The organism is Cupriavidus sp. R6-3 (genome assembly GCF_059772245.1).
Genome location: NZ_JCBAJO010000115.1, coordinates 1 through 15261, shown reverse-complemented (window position 1 = coordinate 15261; position 15261 = coordinate 1). Strand labels below are relative to the sequence as shown.

At 69.2% G+C, this 15261-nt stretch carries 12 protein-coding genes; 7 read left to right on the top strand and 5 right to left on the bottom strand.

All coding sequences use genetic code 11. The features are described from left to right. Window positions 1–1580, top strand: a 1580-nt coding sequence (locus tag AC6EI8_RS16825) for a VTT domain-containing protein (RefSeq protein ID WP_498382434.1), incomplete at its 5' end; no start/stop codon positions are given. After that, window positions 1577–2446: an endonuclease/exonuclease/phosphatase family protein gene (locus tag AC6EI8_RS16820; protein ID WP_498382433.1), complete on the top strand. Its 870-nt coding sequence runs from the start codon at window positions 1577–1579 to the stop codon at window positions 2444–2446. The genes AC6EI8_RS16825 and AC6EI8_RS16820, both read left to right, overlap by 4 nt. Here the strand turns inward: AC6EI8_RS16820 and AC6EI8_RS16815 are convergent. Beyond that, the gene (locus tag AC6EI8_RS16815; protein WP_149320183.1) at window positions 2431–3477 is read right to left on the bottom strand and encodes a sigma-54 interaction domain-containing protein; all 1047 of its coding nucleotides are present in this window, start codon (window positions 3475–3477) and stop codon (window positions 2431–2433) included. The two genes, AC6EI8_RS16820 and AC6EI8_RS16815, sit on opposite strands and share 16 nt — an antisense overlap. A 335-nt stretch (window positions 3478–3812) precedes the next feature. Between AC6EI8_RS16815 and AC6EI8_RS16810 the strand changes: the two genes are divergently transcribed. The 5 genes from AC6EI8_RS16810 (at window position 3813) to AC6EI8_RS16790 (ending at window position 8309) form a co-directional block, all read left to right on the top strand. After that, window positions 3813–5255: a sigma-54-dependent transcriptional regulator gene (locus AC6EI8_RS16810; RefSeq protein WP_149320184.1), complete on the top strand. Its 1443-nt coding sequence runs from the start codon at window positions 3813–3815 to the stop codon at window positions 5253–5255. Window positions 5256–5379: 124 nt separating this feature from the next. Beyond that, window positions 5380–6285: a sensor histidine kinase gene (locus tag AC6EI8_RS16805; protein WP_498382431.1), complete on the top strand. Its 906-nt coding sequence runs from the start codon at window positions 5380–5382 to the stop codon at window positions 6283–6285. A 198-nt stretch (window positions 6286–6483) separates the two neighbouring features. Next, the gene (locus AC6EI8_RS16800; RefSeq protein WP_498382430.1) at window positions 6484–6936 is read left to right on the top strand and encodes a hypothetical protein; all 453 of its coding nucleotides are present in this window, start codon (window positions 6484–6486) and stop codon (window positions 6934–6936) included. A gap of 104 nt (window positions 6937–7040) precedes the next feature. Then, on the top strand, window positions 7041–7616 hold the full coding sequence (locus tag AC6EI8_RS16795) for a hypothetical protein (RefSeq protein ID WP_149320185.1): 576 nt from the start codon (window positions 7041–7043) through the stop codon (window positions 7614–7616). 159 nt (window positions 7617–7775) lie between these two features. Then, window positions 7776–8309 (top strand): PRC-barrel domain-containing protein, encoded by a 534-nt coding sequence (locus AC6EI8_RS16790; RefSeq protein ID WP_498382429.1) that lies wholly within the window; start codon window positions 7776–7778, stop codon window positions 8307–8309. A 13-nt stretch (window positions 8310–8322) separates the two neighbouring features. Here AC6EI8_RS16790 and ku read toward each other — a convergent pair whose 3' ends face one another. From ku to ligD, 4 genes are all read right to left on the bottom strand, one after another. Beyond that, window positions 8323–9450 carry a non-homologous end joining protein Ku gene (gene ku, locus AC6EI8_RS16785; RefSeq protein WP_498382428.1) on the bottom strand — a complete coding sequence of 376 codons (1128 nt, stop codon included), beginning with the start codon at window positions 9448–9450 and terminating at the stop codon, window positions 8323–8325. Between the two features lie 54 nt (window positions 9451–9504). Next, window positions 9505–11778, bottom strand: coding sequence for a response regulator (locus AC6EI8_RS16780; RefSeq protein ID WP_150083710.1), 2274 nt, complete (start codon window positions 11776–11778; stop codon window positions 9505–9507). A gap of 174 nt (window positions 11779–11952) precedes the next feature. Further along, complete coding sequence (locus tag AC6EI8_RS16775) at window positions 11953–12303, bottom strand: hypothetical protein (protein WP_498382427.1); 351 nt, start codon at window positions 12301–12303, stop codon at window positions 11953–11955. 172 nt (window positions 12304–12475) lie between these two features. Next, window positions 12476–15261, bottom strand: a 2786-nt coding sequence (gene ligD, locus AC6EI8_RS16770; RefSeq protein ID WP_498382426.1) for a DNA ligase D, incomplete at its 5' end; no start/stop codon positions are given.

Here is a 15261-nt window from a genome sequence, read left to right as displayed (position 1 = left end):
TGGCGATCGCCCGCACCGCGCCTGCCTTCGCCGGCGAGCCCGGCGTCGGCGAAATCCGCGCCCTGCATCTGGACGCGATCGCCGCCGCGCGCCGGACCCTGTATCTGGAGAACCAGTATTTCAGCTCCGGCGTGCTGGCCGACGCGCTGGCCGCGCGGCTGGCCGAACCCGACGGCCCCGAGGTGGTGCTGGTCTCGCGCCGCAGCGAAAGCGGCTGGCTCGAGGAGCACAGCATGGGCGTGCTGCGCGCCCGCGCGCATCGCAAGCTGCGCAGCGTCGATGCGGGCCATCGCTATCGGCTCTATTACCCGCATCTGCCGGGCGAGGGCGAACCGGGGCCTGATGGCGAGCCGCTGCCCGGCATCAACGTGCACAGCAAGGTCATGGTCGTCGACGACACCTTGCTGACGATCGGCTCGGCCAATCTGAACAATCGCTCGATGGGCCTCGACACCGAATGCAATCTGGTGATCGAGGCCGGCGGGGATGCCCGCATCGCCGCCGCGATCCGCTCGATGCGCGCGCGGCTGGTGGCCGAGCACCTGGCGTGCGATGCCGGCGAACTGGCCGCCGCCCATGCGCGCGGCGAGCCGCTGCACGAGACCATCGCCCGTTGCCATCGGCCCGGCGAGCGAACCCTGCAGGCCTTCGATCCGCCGCTGGTGCCCGAGGTGGACGCGGTGGTGCCCGACGAGCGGCTGCTCGACCCGATCGAGCCGATCGATCCGGACGGCCTCGTCGATGAATTCCTGACGCACGAGGCGCGTCCGCGCGTGATCGGACGCCTGGGCATGGCGATCCTGCTGCTGGTGGTCCTCGCAGGCCTGGCATTTGCGTGGCGCTATACGCCGCTGCGCGAATGGGCGGACTTCCGCCGCGTGCTCGATGTGGTCGAGCGGATCCGCGACATGCCGATGGCGCCGCTGGCGATGCTCGGCGCCTATGTGGCCGCCGGGCTTGTGATGGTGCCGGTGACGCTGCTGATCGTGGTCACGGTGATCGTGTTCGGCCCGGTCAAGGGCGCGCTGTGCGCGCTCGGCGGCGTGGTGCTCAGCGCCGCCACCGGCTACGGCATCGGCCGCTTCGTCGGCCGCGACGCGGTACGGCGCTATGGCGGCAAGCGGCTGAACGCGCTGAGCCAGCAGGTCGGCCAGCACGGGCTGCTCGCGATGGTGGTGCTGCGGCTGGTGCCGGTCGCGCCGTTCACGCTGGTCAACCTGGTGGTGGGGGCCTCGCGCATCCGCTTTCGCGACTGCCTGCTCGGCACGCTGATCGGCATGACGCCGGGCATCGTGATCTCCGCCTCGCTGGTCGACCGCATCGCCGCGGTGGCGCGCAATCCGAACCCGCTGACGGTGGCGTTGCTGCTGCTGGTGCTGCTGATCCCGTTGAGCGTGCTTTGGCTGCTGCGCCGGCGCCGGCGTGCGGATGCCGCGCAGGCCGCGCAGGCAGCGGAGGCAGCGGAGGCGGCCCAGGCCGCCAGGGAGGCCCAGGTCGCGCAGGCGATGCAGCCCGCGCAGACCGCCCAGGCGGTGCACCGCGCCGCCATCGGCGAACCCCGCCATGGAGGGCATGCATGAGTCGGATCTATCCATTTCGCGCCGGCGACCTCGCGCAGCCGGTCCCGCAGACCCCGCGGGAAGCGGCCGCCGCCGCGGCACCGGCGCAGTTCCTGGTGGCCAGCTACAACGTTCACGGCGGCATCGGCGTGGACGGGCGCTTCCTGCCGAAGCGGATCGCCGGCGTGCTGTCGGAACTGCAGGCGGACATCGTCGCGCTGCAGGAAGTCGAATCGCGCAGCACCGGCTTCGACATGCTGGCCTATCTGCGCGACGAAACCGGCTATCACGCGATTCCCGGGCCGACGCTGATCCGGCATGACGGCGAATATGGCAACGCGCTGCTGACGCGCTTTCCGCCGAGCCGGGTCCGGCAGATCGACCTGAGCGTGGGCCGCCACGAACCGCGCGGCGCGATCGACGCGACGCTGAGCTGTCCCGATGGCGTGCATGCCGCCCCGCTGCGGGTGATCGCCACCCATCTGGGGCTGTGGCCGGGCGAGCGCCGCATGCAGGTGCGCCGGCTGCTGACGTCGCTGGCCGAACAGCCGGGCGTGCCCACCGTGCTGCTGGGCGACGTCAACGAATGGTTCCTGTGGGGCCGGCCGCTGCGCTGGCTGCATGCGTACTTCGACGGGGCGCCGCACGTGCCCACCTTCCCGTCACGGATGCCGGTGCTGGCGCTGGACCGCCTGTGGTGCTGTCCGCGCTCGGTGCTGGCCTCGGTGTCGAGCCATCGCAGCCCGCTGGCGCGGATCGCCTCGGACCATCTGCCGCTGCTGGCGCGGCTGCATGCGCGGCAGGCCGTGCCGGCGGCCATGTCGTCCGCCGCGGTGGCCGACGAGGAGGCCGATCTGGCCAGGCAGGCCGATCAGCCGTCGCGGTAGGCGTCCAGGCGGTTGTACAGCGTTTTCAGGCTGATGCCGAGCGCCTGCGCGGCGCGGCGCTTGTCGCCGTCGAAGCGGGCCAGCGTGGCCAGGATCAGGCCGCGCTGCGCATCGGCCAGCGTGGTGCCGATCCGCACGTTCAGCACGCCGTCGGCGGCGGTGGGCAGCGGCGGTTGCGAGGCGATGTTCGGGTTCGGCAGTTCGATCACGCGGTCGGCCAGGATGAAGGCGCGATAGACCGTGTTGCGCAGCTCGCGCACGTTGCCCGGCCAGCCGTACTGGCACAGACGCTCCAGCGCGCTGGCCGAGAACACCTTGTCGGCGCCCTCGGCGGCGTTCAGCTCGGCCAGGAAATGCTTGGCCAGCGGCACGATGTCCTCGCGCCGTTCGCGCAGCGGCGGGATATGCAGCGGCACCACGGCGAGCCGGTACAGCAGGTCCTCGCGCAGCACGCCGCTGCGCACGGCCTCGAGCGGATCGCGGTTGGTCGCCGAGACGATGCGCACGTCGCAGACCACCTGGGCGTCGCCGCCGACGCGATGGAAGGTGCGCGTCTCCAGCACCCGCAGCAGCTTGATCTGCATGTCGGGCGCCATTTCGGTGACCTCGTCCAGAAACAGCGTGCCGCCGTGCGCCTGCTCGAAATAGCCGGCCTTCTGCTGCATCGCGCCGGTGAAACCGCCCTTTTCGTGGCCGAACAGTTCCGATTCGATCAGGGTCGGGGCGATCGCGCCGCAGTTGACGGCGACGAAGGGCTTGCCGCGCCGGTTGCTGCGCTCATGTATCGCGCGGGCCACCAGTTCCTTGCCGGTGCCGCTTTCGCCGACGGCCAGCATCGGCACGTCGGTGGCCGCGACGCGGGGAATCTGTTCGAGCAGCCGGCGCATCGCCGGCGAGGTGCTGCGCCATAGCAGCGCAAAGTCGTCGCGCGCCGGCCCGTGGCCGCCATCCTCGCGTGGGTGGTCCCGCGCGGGTTCCCGATGACGGGAGCGCGTCGTGTCCGGCAGATCGTTCGAGGTGCTGGTCGACATGTAGCGAAAGGCGGAGCGGAAATAAAGACAGGCGGTCGGCGGAGGTGGACGCGGGTGGCGGCAGCGCGGTCCACGGCTTCGCGAGAGCCGCAATGCGGCTCGCGTAACGCAATGCTAGCTTGCGATCGGGGTGGCCACCATTGCTGTTTGTCCGACAAGCCGGTCCGGCGCGGGCGGCGGCCGATGTCAGACTAACACCGGTATGGCTGCGCTTGCCGCTTGCATAGAATGGGGTCTATTCAGGGCAGCAACGCCCGCCGCGGCCCAATCCCGCGGCGCCTGTCTCATTTCCACCATCCGGTCAAGGGTTTCAGCGGCCGGCATCAGTCAAGCCTATGCCTCACATCCTGATCGTCGACGACGACGAGAACACCTGTGCAGCGCTGGCCGAGATCGCCGCGGCGGAGGGCTTCACCGCGGCCACCGCGGGCGACCTGCGCGAAGCGTGCCTGCAGATCGGCTGGCAGATGCCCGATGCGGTGCTGGCCGACCTGAAGCTGCCAGACGGCGACGGCAAGGATCTGTTCAACGAGGTCGGCTCGGCCGGCGTCGACATCATCCTGATGACCGGCTACGCCAGCGTCGAGAGCGCGGTCGAGGCGCTTCGCTTGGGCGCCACCGACTATCTGGTCAAGCCGATCAATGTCGCGCGCCTGCAGACGGTGCTCAAGCGCATCGCGACCACCGGCGACCTGAAGGCCGAGGTGCGCTCGCTGCGCGGCGAACTGCGCCGTTACGGGCGCTTCGGCCGGCTGCTGGGCAGTTCGGAGGCGATGCAGGCGGTCTATGACCAGATCAGCAAGGTCGCCCCCACCGAGGCCACCGTGCTGCTGGTCGGCGAGAGCGGTACCGGCAAGGAGCTGGCCGCGCAGACCGTGCACGAGCTGTCGCCGCGCCGGCGCCAACCTTTCCTCGCCGTCAACTGCGGCGCGATCTCGCCGAACCTGATCGAGTCGGAGATGTTCGGCCACGAGCGCGGCAGCTTTACCGGGGCCGAGCGCCAGCACAAGGGCTATTTCGAGCGCGCGGCCGGCGGTACGCTGTTCCTCGACGAGATCACCGAGATGCCGATCGAGCTGCAGGTCAAGCTGCTGCGCGTGCTCGAGGCCGGCACCTTCATGCGCGTGGGGACCAACCGCGAGCTGCGCGCCGACGTGCGCGTGGTCGCGGCGACCAACCGCAATCCGGAGGAGGCGGTTGCCGAAGGCAAGTTGCGGGCGGACCTGTATCACCGCCTCAACGTATTCCCGATCGAACTGCCGCCGCTGCGCACGCGCGGCGACGACGTGGCGCAGCTGGCCGGGGCCTTCCTCGATCAGCTCAACGCGGAGCACGGCACGCAGCGCCGCTTCGGTCCCGAGGTGCTGGCCAATCTGCGGCTGCATTCGTGGCCCGGCAATGTGCGGGAGCTGCGCAACTTCGTGCAGCGCGCCTTCATCATGGCGGAGGACGACGTCATTGCCGAATCGCCGGTGCCGCTGCAGGCCGCGGCCTCGCAGGTGCCCGCCACCGCGATCGTCACGGTGCCGGTCGGCATGTCGCTGGCCGACGCCGACCGCGAGCTGATCTTCGCCACGCTGGAGCAGTGTGCCGGCGTCAAGAAACACGCCGCTGAAATCCTGGGCATCAGCCTGAAGACCCTGTACAACCGGCTCGAGGAATATGCGGCCGGCGGCAAGCTGCCGGAGTCGTTCAAGACCTCCGGCAATGGCGCCAACAATGGAGCCGGCAGCGGCGCCAACAGCGGCGCGCACGACCGTCCGCCCGCCACCAGCTGAAGCGACAGGAACCCATCCCGCCCGCCCACCACCGCCGAAGCCTCGAGCTGGCCCGAGCTATGCTTCGGCTCGGAAATCCGGCCCGCCGCAACGGCGCGGCGACCCTGAGATGACCCTAACATTCATGTCCAAGCGACCTCTCCCCTCCAGCCGCGCCGATGCGGAAAACGGTGGCCAATCCGGCGGGGCGGGCACCGAGCACTGGGTGCCGGCGACTGTCGATGCGACTTCCGAGATGACGACGCTGATCGACCAGGTATCGCACGACCTGCGCTCGGCGCTGAACGGCGTCCAGAGCTGGGCTTATGTGCTGGACCACTCGCTGGACGCGCCCACCGCGCCGGTGCAACGCGCGCTGGCGGGGTTGCGTACCGCCATGCAGCAGCAGGTCATGCTGATCCAGCATATGGAAGAGGCGGTGCGGCTGCTGGCCGACGAGACCGAGCCGCAATGGGAGGCGATCGATCTTGCCGCCGCGATGGCGCAGGCGATGGACGCGGTCAAGCCGGCCGCCGAATCGCGCCGCGTCACCTTGGCCGACGTGCTGGTGCACGACGGCGAGGGCAGCCGCGGCGACGCTTTCGTGCAGGCGGACCCGCGCCGGCTGGAGCCGATGCTGCGCCATCTCGTGTTGCATTGCCTGAAGCAGGCACGCAATGGCGACACCATCGATGCGCATCTCGAACCGGCGGACGACCATGTGAAGCTGCGCCTCACCGAAAGCCGCACGACGGCCGAGCGCATCAAGGAACGCCTGTCGGTGCTGTCCGAGTTCTTCCGGCGCGATGTCGGCAACGACGGCGCCGCGCCGGCGCGGCAGAGTTCCGCGCTGCTGCTGGCGCGCCGCATGGCGGAGCTGCATGGCGCCACGCTCGGCGCCGAGCCGTCGACGCAGTGCGAGCAGGACGGCGAGAGCGCCTGCATCGCGGTCACCTTCCCGCGCGTGCCGCCGGCGGCCGCTGCGGCGGGCCTCGAGGCGCCTTCCGTACCGCCTTCCCTGCCACCTTCGGGGCCTTCCGACGGCGCCTGATCCCGCGTTTTCCGGTCTTCTTTTCACTCCCTTTCACCCCCGCCCGCCGGGCGTTTGCGGCGCAAGTACTTTTTACGTGCGATGCACTTTGTGCAACGCTCGTTGCTGTCGTATGCGCCGCTTGCGCGCACGTCCCGCCATCTCGCCTTCTGGCCCGTCGCTTGCATCTGTTTCGCTATTCCAATCGAGCAGGAGCCGATGATGCAGAAGGCCAAGACCGCGACCCCCTCCGCCCATGGAACCGCCGCCAAGTCTGCTTCCGCCAGCGCGGCGAAGCCGAGCAAGCAGAAGAGCGCCGCGCAGCCGGACGACGAAAAGCAGAGCAGCGCGTGCACCTATCAGCAGGCCGTCGACGAATCGGTGGAGATGACCTTCCCGGCCAGCGATCCGATTTCGCCGAGCGCCGCCATGCATGCCGAGAAGGAGACCAGCACCGACGTGGACGACACCGACTGGGAGATCGAACCGGGCAGCGCGCATCAGCCCGAGGGCGCACGTCCCGCGGCGGAGCGCAAGGGCGCAGCGGGCAAGGATGGCGCGAAGGCTTCGGGCGACAAGGACGAAAAAAGCGAAAAGGCCGACAAGGGCGCGAGCGGTAAAGCCGCTGGAACGAAGACCGGCGCCACCGCCAGGTCCAAGGGCAAGTCCTGATGCCAGCCGGGCTGGCGTCGCGACCGTCGAACGCCATGCCGAATCCGATTGCCGATCCATCGCTCGCCAGGCGGGTGTCTGCCAACCGATTCGAAGGAGCCAGCATGTCCCTGATCATCGCCGGACGATTTGATACGTTCGCCCAGGCCGAGGCGGCGGCGGGCCAGTTGTTTGCCCGCGGTTTCGCCGAGGACGACGTGACCCTGTTCTTCGTCAATCCCCCGGGACAGCATGGACGCTTCCCGCTCGGCGGCGACGTGGCGGTCGACGCGGGTACCCGCAAGGCGGGGGCCGGCGCGGGCCGCGGCATCGTGTTCGGCGCCATCGCCGGTGCCGTGATCGGCGCGGTGGCGCTGGCGCTGATGCAGGCCTCCGTGCTGGTGCTGGCGCTCGCCACGGGTCTGGGCGCCTATCTGGGTTCGCTGGTCGGCGCGCTGTCGATGACGCGCGATCCCGACCGGGTATCGAACGCGCCCGATCCCGATCGCCAGGTCAAGACCGAGCGCGATGCCGGCGTGCTGCTGGCCGTGCACGTCAATCCCGATACGCGCGAGACGGCCGCCGAGGTATTGCGCCAGGCCGGCGCCAAGGACGTCGAACGCGCCTACGGGCGCTGGAGCGAAGGCCGCTGGGTCGATTTCGACCCGCTCGCGCCGCCGGTGCCTGCAAGCCGTCCGTGACGTGTGCCATGCCGTGTGCCATGCCGTGTGCCATGCCGCGTGCCATGCCGATCCATGCCGATCCATGCCGCTGCCGCACGATCATGACGATCCGGCCGCGACGATGAAGGGGCGCGAGGGCGCCATTGTGTCAACCGACAACCGAAGCAGGAGTCGCCAATGAACCCACTGGACAGAGACCCGCGCGATCCGCGAGACATCCGGGACCCTCGCGATCCCCGCGATCCCCGCGATCCGCGTGACCTGCGCGATCCGACGGCGGCGCGCGCGCCCGCGGGCGCGACCATCGTCGGCGATGTCGACACCAATGCGAGCGGGCCCGGCCCCTTCGTGATGGCGGCCGATACGCTCGAAGGCAACAGCGTGATCGGGCCCGCCGGCGAGGATCTCGGCACCATCGACCACATCATGCTGGACGTGCAGGGCGGCCGTGTCGCCTATGCGGTGCTGTCGTTCGGCGGCTTCCTCGGCATCGGCGAGAAGCTGTTCGCGGTGCCATGGTCGGCGCTGACGCTCGATACGCGGCGCAAGTGTTTCGTGCTGGGCGTCGACAAGGACAAGCTCAAGGCCGCGCCCGGCTTCGACAAGGACCACTGGCCGGCGATGGCGGACCCGCAATGGGCCACCAGCATTCACCAGTACTACGGGACCTCGCCGTACTGGAAGGAGGACTCGTACGATCCGTGGGCGTGATGGCGTTGTAGTGCTATGCCCGCTTGCGCTGCGGGCTGCTGCGCGATCCGCTGTCGGTGCTGGCCGTACTGGCCCGCCTGGCGGCGGATTTCTTCGTTGAAGCCGGCGCCTTGCCGGACTTGGCCGCGCTCTTGCGGCTGCTTGCCGGCTTGGCTTCCTGCCTGGATCCTTTGCCGTCCTTGGCCTCGGCTCGAGCGCGGGAGGTGGATTTGCGGGCGGTCTTGCGAGCGCCCGTGGCGCGCTTGCGCGGCGCCTCGCGCGGCGCGTCGTCGTCTTCCCGCTGGTCCGCTTCCTCGCCCTGCGTGTCCTGGCCCGCTTCCGAGCGCGTACCGCCGCGGCCGCCACGGCGTTTGATGCTTTCCTTGAGCAGCGCCATCATGTCGATCACCTCGGCCGACTTGCGCGGCTCCCCGCTGTCCGGCTCGGCCGGCGTCAGCAGGTGCGTCTTGCCTTCGGCGATCTTCCCTTCGATGCGCTCCATCAGGTCGTCGCGATAGGTATCGCGATAGGCCTCGGGGTTCCAGTCCTCCTGCATGTCCTCGACCAGCCGGGTCGCCATCTCGATCTCGCGCGGGCTGACGCCCTGCTGCTTGCCGGTGCTCTTGGGCAGCTTCAGCTCGTCCATCGGCAGCACCTCCTCGGCCCAGCGCATGGTGTTGAGCACCAGCGCATCGCCGAGCACCAGCACCGCCGCCAGATGCTGGCGGTTGTGGATCACCACCAGGGCCAGGGCCGCGCGCCCGGTGTGGCGCAGGGTCTCGCGCAGCAGCGCATAGCCCTTCTCGCCGCGCCGGTCCGGCTCGAGATAGTAGGGCGTCTCGAAGTAGTACGGCGGGATCTGGTCGGCCTGCACGAAGCTGACGATATCGACGGTCTGCGTCGCCTCGACGTTGGCCTGGCGGAAGTCCTCCGGCGACAGCAGCACGTATTCACCTTTCTCGTACTGGTAGCCCTTGACGATATGGTCCTTGTCGACCGGTTTGCCGGTCTTCTTGTTGATGCGCTGATAGCCGACCGGCGCCATGTCGCGCTCGTCGAGCCAGTCGAAGTCGAGCGCGTTGTCGCGCGCGGCCGCCTTCAGCACGACCGGGATGTTGACCAGGCCAAAGGAAATGGCGCCTTTCCAGATGATGCGGGGCACAGGGAAACTCCGGATCTTGGTTCTTCGACCGCAGGCGAGGGCGGACGCGTGCCCTCAGGCGCGCTGGGGCGGGGGCGGCGGCACGTCGCCGGGGGGCGGGTCGATGACCGGCTCATGCGGATCGATCGGCGGCACCTCGGGTTCGGGCGTGGTCGGCGGCTGGTCCGGGGTTTGATCCGGTTCTGGCGTGGTATGCATGCGTTTCTCCATCGAAGAGGTCGGCCCGGAGGAGGCCGGACCGGTGCCCGTGCTGCCGTCGGCCGGATGCCCCAATGGCGAATGCAGGGGCGGCGGCGTGCCGGCGGCGGTATTGGCCACGGTACGCGCATCGGTACGCCCCTCGCTGCGGCCATCCGTGCGGCCGTCCGTCCGGCCATCGGAGCGGCATTCGTCGAGCAGGCGCGACAGCACCTCCAGATCGACCGGCTTGGTCAGGTGGTCGTCGAAGCCGGCCGCCTGCGTGCGCAGCTTGTCGCCGGGCTGGCCGTAGCCGGTCAGCGCCACCACCTTCATCGCCTGCAGCTCCGGTATCGCACGCAGCCGCTGCGCGATCTCGAAGCCGTCCATGCCCGGCATGCCCAGATCGAGCAGCACCAGCTCGGGCTTGTACTTGACCGCGCGCACGATCGCAGCGGCGCCGTCGAGCGCAGTGATCACGGTATGGCCCAGCGCTTCCAGCGTCATCGCCATCGCCTCGAGGGCGTCGACGTTGTCGTCCACCACCATCACGGTGCGCGGCTTGCCGGCCGGCGCCTGCCGTCCGCCCAGCGTCGGCTGCCAGCTGCGCCACGGCTGCATCGGCAGCTGCACGATGAAGCTGCTGCCATGACCGGGCCCGTTGCTCTGCACCGACAGCTGGCCGCCATGCATGCTGACCAGCCGATGGACCAGCGACAGGCCGATGCCGGGGCCATTGCCGCCGGCCACGGCGATATTGCCGTTGGCGCCGTCGCGCTCGAAGGTCTCGCGCAGGCCCTGCAGCCGTTCGGGCGACAGCCCGGTGCCGTTGTCGGTGATCCGGATGGTGACCATGCCCTGATCCGCCTGCGCCTCGATCGACAGCAAGCCATCGGGCGGCGTGTACTTGGCCGCGTTGTTCAGCAGGTTGCCGAAGATCTGGGTCAGGCGCACCAGGTCGCCGCGCACCGGCATCGGCCCCTCGGGCACCGACAGGCGCAGCTGATGGTTGCGCGACTCGATCAGCGGCCGGACTGTCTCGACCGCGGTGTTCAGCGCGGAACGCAGCTCGACCAGGTCGTCGCGCAGCGTGATGGTGCCGCGCGTGAAGCGCGAGATGTCGAGCAGATCGTCGACCAGCCGGGTCAGGTGATAGAGCTGGCGGGCGATGATGTCGCGCGCCTTGAAGCTGTCCTCGCGCGACGGCGCGCAGTGCATCAGCAGATCGGCGGCGCTGCGCATCGGCGCGAGCGGGTTGCGCAGCTCGTGCACCAGCATCGCGAGGAAATCGTCCTTGCGGCGTTCTTCCTCGCGCAGCATCTTCTCGGCACGCTTCTGCTGCGTGATGTCCTCGCACACGCCGACCACGCGGTAGAACTCGCCGCTGGCGTTGTTGACCGGGAAGGCGCGCGCGCGGACGTCGCGCGTCTGGCCGTCGGCATGGATCAGCGCGAATTCCAGATCCATATGGCCGTCGCGCAGCATCGCCTCGCAGGCCGCCTGCACGCGTTCCCGGTCGGACTCCGCGACCCAGCCGAAGCAGGCGTTGCCGTGCTGATGCAGGTCTTCCACCGGACGGCCGGTCAGCGTGACGAAGGCCGGGCCGACGAACAGGAACTTGCGCTCCTGCGGATCGAAGATCCACAGCACATCGGACAGGTTGTCGGCCAGCTGGCGGAACAGGAACTCGTTGTCGCGCAGCGCCTGCGAGGTACGGTGGTAGGCCTCCTCCGCCCGCCGCAGCCGCAGCAGCGCCTTGACGCTGGACACCAGTTCCTCCGGCTCGACCGGCTCCACCAGATAGCTGTCGGCGCCATGGTCCAGCGCCTCGACGCGGTAGCGCGGATCGCTGGCCGAACCGGACGTATGCAGGATCAGCGTGCGGCAGCTTTGCGGATCGTCCTTGATGATGCGGCAGACGTCCAGGCCGTCGATGTCCGGCAGCTTCATGTCCAGCAGCACCAGGTCCGGCGCATAGCGGCGCACCAGCGACAGCGCCGACTCGCCGGTCGAGGCTTCGAGCACCGCGTAGTCCGCGCGGCGCAGGATGCGGCTCTTGATGTAGCGCGAGCCCTCGTTGTCGTCGACCACCAGCACCAGCGGCCGCTTGTCGCGGGAATCGGACGACGTTCTGGTTTCGATCGGACTCATGCTGTCCTCGCCATGGGCAGGCATGCGGGGTGGCAAGGGGGCGGCAGGTCGGTTTTTGCGTTCGGCGCGACCCCGCGGCCGACGTGGTTTGTAATAATTTTCCAATCTAGCTCTCCAACACTTGTAGTTGATGCAAAGCCACTTTTGGCCCGGAAAAGGCCAGATAAAGTGACTTTAACGGCGCTGCACTTCGCCGGAGTGGGCCTCCGCGCTCGGCGCGGTGCCACCGTGCGGGCCACTGGGCCGGACCTCGGCGGCCTTCTGCGAGACGTCGCCGGGCTGCGTGGTGCCGGACGGCTGCGCGCCCTTGCCGAAGCGGGCGGCAATCTGGTCCTGCACGCGCGTCAGCGCGTCGGCCTGCTGTTTGGCCGCTTCGGCCTCCTTGGCCTTGCGTTCGTCGGCGGCGCGCTGCTGTTCGGCGCTGGGGGCCGGCAGGCGGGCCTGCGCGGGCGCCCAGGCGAGCGCCGTCATCAGCGCCAGGGCGGCATAGTGGGCAATGCGGATCGTGGTCCGAGGGGTTGTCATGGTGGCTCCCGGTTCGTGCTTGCGTCGTCATTCCGTCACGCGCCCGCCGCGGCAATGCGCGGACGCATGTGTCCGAAGTGGCAAGAACCATGCCCTCCTTTGTCCGACACGGAGTGGCCGCATGATGCACTGCGGGGGGCAGCACGGCGGCGGGCGGGCCGGTCCGCCGCGTTCAGCCGTTGCCCAGGCGCCGGATTGCCGCGGTCAGCGTCTGCCGCGTGCTGCCGTAGTCCGCCCAGGGATCGGCGTGCTCGGTCTCCTCGATGCGCGCCAGGGCGTTGGCGATGGTCCACTGGGCGCCGGAGCGCAGCGAGGGCAGTTCGTCCCAGCTGCACGGGATCGACACGCCCAGGCCGGGCCGGGCGCGCGCCGAGAAGGCGGCGACCGTGGTGGCGCCGCGCCCGTTGCGCAGGTAGTCAATGAAAATCTTGCCGACGCGGTTGCGCGGCCCGCTCTTGGAGACGAAGCGCTGCGGGATGGTCCTTGCCATATGCACGACCAGCTGCTGGGCAAAGTCCTTGACCTCGTCCCAGCCGAGCCGCCGGGCGATCGGCACCACCACGTGCAGGCCCTTGCCGCCGCTGGTCTTCAGGAAGGCTGTCAGCTCGAGTTCGTCGAGCATGCCCTTGGTCAGCGCGGCGGCCTCGACCACATGCTTCCACGGCACGCCCTCGCCGGGGTCGAGGTCGAAGATCACGCGATCGGGCTTCTCGATCTGGCGCTTGTCGGCGTTCCAGGTGTGGAACTCGATCACGTTGAGCTGCGCCGCGGCGACGATGCCGGTCTCGCTGGCGATCTCGATCATCGGCGGGTGGCCCGGCCATAGCGACGGATCGAGCCGGTTGACGCCGGCGATATTGAAGGTCTCGGCATGCTTCTGGAAGAACAGCTCGCCGCCGACCCCCGACGGGCCGCGCAGCACCGCCAGCGGGCGGCCGCGCAATTCCGACAGCATGCGCGGCGCCACCGCTTCGTAGTAGCGCACCAGATCGCCCTTGGTCGCGCCGGTCGACGGATCGATGACGCGGTCGGCATGGCTGACGCGAACGTTGCCGATCTGTTCGCGGCCGGAGGAGGCCTTCGTCCGGGCCGGTTTGGCCGGTGGCGTGGCATCCGCTGTCTCGGCCTGGGCGGCCTTGGCAGCCTTTCCTCTGGCCTTCGCCGGCTTGTCTTCGGCCTTGCGTTCGGCCCTGTCCTCCGCCTTGCCCCTCGACCCCGCCGATTTGGCCCGGCCCTCGCTTTTGTCCACTGTCTTGCCCGGTGCGGGCATCGCCTTCTCCTTGCCGATCGCGCTGGCGCTCTTGTCGGACCGCAGGCCATGGAACACCGCATGGCGGATCAGGCCATCGCGCGTCCACGAGCCGAACGACACCTCGGCGACCGCCTTGGGCCGAACCCAGATGCCCTTCACCCCCTTGGCGATCGCCGGCATCCTGTCGAACGGCGAGGCATCGGTGCGCAGGGCGTCGAGCTTGGCCCGGATCGTATCGAGCGTCCGCACATCGAAGCCGGTGCCGACCTTGCCGGCATAGACCAGCCGTCCAGCCTCGTCGTGAATGCCCAGCAGCAGGGCCCCAAGGCCATTGCGGGTGCCCTTGGGCTCGGTAAAGCCGCCGATCACGAACTCCTGCCGCTCGCTGCATTTGAGCTTGATCCAGTTTGGCGAGCGCGCCGAGACATAGGGCGCATCGACGCGCTTGCCGATCAGCCCCTCGAGCCGCAGCCGGCAGGCCGCGCTGAGGATTTCCTCGGGGCCGGCCTCGAAGCTCTCGCTGAAGCGCAGATGCGCCGAGACGTTGTGCTCCTCGAACACCCGCCGCAACAGGTCGCGGCGCTCGACCAGCGCCACCTGCCGCAGATCGTGGCCGGCATAGTAGGGGACGTCGAACACGAAGAACTGGATGGCGTCGGTGCGGTCGCTGTCGAAGGCGTTCTGCAGCGCCTGGAAGTCGGTGCTGCCGTCCTTGTCGACGATGACGATCTCGCCGTCGAGCCAGGCCGACGGCAGATTGAGCGTGCCGAGCTCGCGCGCCAGTGTCTTGAGCTTCGACGTCCAGTCGTGGCCGTTGCGCGTGAACAGCTTGACGTCGGCGCCGTCGATGCGGGCCAGCACGCGATAGCCATCGAACTTGACCTCGTAGACCCAGTTCTGCGCATCGGCGGGCGGCCCTTGCACCAGCGTCGCCAGTTGCGGCGCGAGCGTCAGCGGCAGCGCGGCGCGGCGCGCGCCCGGTGGAAGCTGGATGGCGCCGGTCGCGGACCGCTTGTTGCCGGCGGTCTTGCTGTCGGCCGCCGATTTGCCCGAGGCTGTTTTCTTCGCGGCTTTCGTCGATGCGCCGGCGGCGGATTTCGTCGCCGTCCTGGTTGCCGTCCTGGTTGCGGTCTTCGTCGCGGTCTTCGACACCGCCTTTGTTGACGCCTTGCGCGCGATCTTGCCGTCCGGCTCCAGCGCGCCGCCGCCCAGCACACTGTCCGGCATCGCCTCGGTGATATCGAACTCCGCGGCCGGCCGCGCCGCGTCGTCGCGTTCCTTGATCAGCAGCCACGGTTCCTGCCGCTCGTCCCGGACGCGCATGCGCACCAGCGTCCAGGCCCCATGCAGCTTCTCGCCCTGCAGCTCGAACTTGAGTTTGCCGTCGCGATAGCCCTGATGCGGATCGCCGATCGGTATCCAGGTGCCGCGGTCCCAGACGATCACGGTGCCGGCGCCGTACTGCTTTTCGGGGATCACGCCCTCGAAGTTCGCATATTCGAGCGGGTGGTCCTCGACATGGACGCTCATCCGTTTGTCGGCCGGATCCAGGCTCGGACCCTTGGGAATGGCCCAGCTCTTGAGCGTGCCGTCGAGCTCCAGACGGAAGTCGTAGTGCAGGCGGCGCGCCGCGTGCTTCTGCACGACGAAGGACAGTCCCTCGCTCGCTTTTGGCTTGGCGCGCCTGGCCAGCGCACGGCCGGCCG

What these genes read in the sequence shown, in the direction of transcription:
- AC6EI8_RS16820 (WP_498382433.1), top strand. Translation starts at nt 1,577, where the DNA reads ATGAGTCGGATCTATCCATTTCGCGCCGGCGACCTCGCGCAGCCGGTC.
- AC6EI8_RS16815 (WP_149320183.1), bottom strand. Translation starts at nt 3,477, where the DNA reads ATGTCGACCAGCACCTCGAACGATCTGCCGGACACGACGCGCTCCCGT.
- AC6EI8_RS16810 (WP_149320184.1), top strand. Translation starts at nt 3,813, where the DNA reads ATGCCTCACATCCTGATCGTCGACGACGACGAGAACACCTGTGCAGCG.
- AC6EI8_RS16805 (WP_498382431.1), top strand. Translation starts at nt 5,380, where the DNA reads ATGTCCAAGCGACCTCTCCCCTCCAGCCGCGCCGATGCGGAAAACGGT.
- AC6EI8_RS16800 (WP_498382430.1), top strand. Translation starts at nt 6,484, where the DNA reads ATGATGCAGAAGGCCAAGACCGCGACCCCCTCCGCCCATGGAACCGCC.
- AC6EI8_RS16795 (WP_149320185.1), top strand. Translation starts at nt 7,041, where the DNA reads ATGTCCCTGATCATCGCCGGACGATTTGATACGTTCGCCCAGGCCGAG.
- AC6EI8_RS16790 (WP_498382429.1), top strand. Translation starts at nt 7,776, where the DNA reads ATGAACCCACTGGACAGAGACCCGCGCGATCCGCGAGACATCCGGGAC.
- AC6EI8_RS16780 (WP_150083710.1), bottom strand. Translation starts at nt 11,778, where the DNA reads ATGAGTCCGATCGAAACCAGAACGTCGTCCGATTCCCGCGACAAGCGG.
- AC6EI8_RS16775 (WP_498382427.1), bottom strand. Translation starts at nt 12,303, where the DNA reads ATGACAACCCCTCGGACCACGATCCGCATTGCCCACTATGCCGCCCTG.